The organism is Ornithinibacter sp. (assembly GCF_035443565.1).
Classification (GTDB): domain Bacteria; phylum Actinomycetota; class Actinomycetes; order Actinomycetales; family Dermatophilaceae; genus Fodinibacter.
The window spans coordinates 1-1,289 of record NZ_DAORSO010000383.1 but is presented as its reverse complement, the minus strand read 5'-3'; the positions used below and the strand labels follow the sequence as shown (position 1 = coordinate 1,289).

Here is a 1,289-nt window from a genome sequence, read left to right as displayed (position 1 = left end):
GGGACTGCTGCACGAATAGGTGACATCTGATCTGGCTTGCCCTCGAGGGTGGCCTGGAAGGATGTTGCTGTGCCCAAGCCCTACCCGACCGAGTTCCGTGATGACGTCGTGCGCGTCGCGCGGAACCGTGAGCCCGGAGTGACGATCGAGCAGATCGCGAAAGACTTCGGCGTCCACCCGATGACGTTGCAGAAGTGGTTGCGTCGCGCCGACGTCGACGAGGGTGCCAAGCCCGGCCAATCCCGTGTCGAAGCTGAGCTGCGGGAGGCGCGGAAACGGATCCGGCTGCTGGAGCAGGAGAACGAGGTGTTGCGTCGAGCGGCGGCGTATCTGTCGCAGGCGAACCTCCCGGGAAAAGGTTCTACCCGCTCGTGACGGAGCTCGCCGCCGCAGGGATTCCTGTGACGGTGACGTGTCGGGTGCTCAAGCTCTCTCGCCAGCCCTATTACCGGTGGCTGGCGGATCCCATCACCTCCAGCGAGGTGGTGGAGGCATATCGCGCGAACGCGCTCTTCGACGCGCACCGCGACGACCCCGAGTTCGGGCACCGGCTCCTCGCCGACGAGGCCCGTGATGCGGGCGAATCCATGTCGGATCGGACGGCGTGGCGGATCGCGTCCACGAATGGGTGGTGGAGCGCGTTCGGGAAGAAGCGCGGCAAGGGCCGGCGCCCCGGCCCACCCGTCCACGACGACCTCTGCGCCGTCATCGACGAGGACGGCAGAACGCGTCACGTGTTCGCCGCCGACGCGCCGAACGAGCTCTGGCTCGTGGACATCACGGAGCACAAAACGAGTGAAGGCAAGCTCTACCTCTGCGCGATCAAGGACGTGTATTCGGGCCGGATCGTCGGGTACTCAATCGACTCGAGAATGAAGTCCCGCTTGGCCGTCCAGGCGCTCGAGAACGCCGCCCAGATGCGCGGTGATGTCGCCGGCTGCATCGTCCACTCGGACCGAGGATCTCAATTTCGGAGCAGGAAGTTCCTGCGCGCCCTGGCCTGCCACCGCATGGTCGGATCGATGGGCAGAGTCGGCTCCAGCGGCGACAACGCCGCCATGGAATCGTTCTTCGCCCTGCTGCAGAAGAACGTCCTCGACCGCCGCTCGTGGACCACCCGGGAGCAGCTGCGGATTGCGATCGTCACCTGGATCGAGCGGACCTACCACCGCCGGAGGCGCCAACTCCGCCTGGGCCGTTTGACGCCCATCGAGTTCGAGACCATCATGAACACGACCGCCGCACTGGCGGCGTGACTACAACCTGTCACCTATTCGTGCAGCAGTCCC

Annotated in this window: 1 protein-coding gene; it reads left to right on the top strand. The window is 65.6% G+C overall.

The features are described from left to right. Positions 1 to 69: 69 nt before the first annotated feature. A protein-coding gene (locus tag PLL68_RS15380; RefSeq protein ID WP_324535594.1) for an IS3 family transposase occupies positions 70 to 1,256 on the top strand; the annotation gives its coding sequence in 2 pieces (ribosomal slippage) (positions 70 to 351 and positions 354 to 1,256; 1,185 coding nt in all). Positions 1,257 to 1,289: the final 33 nt, after the last annotated feature.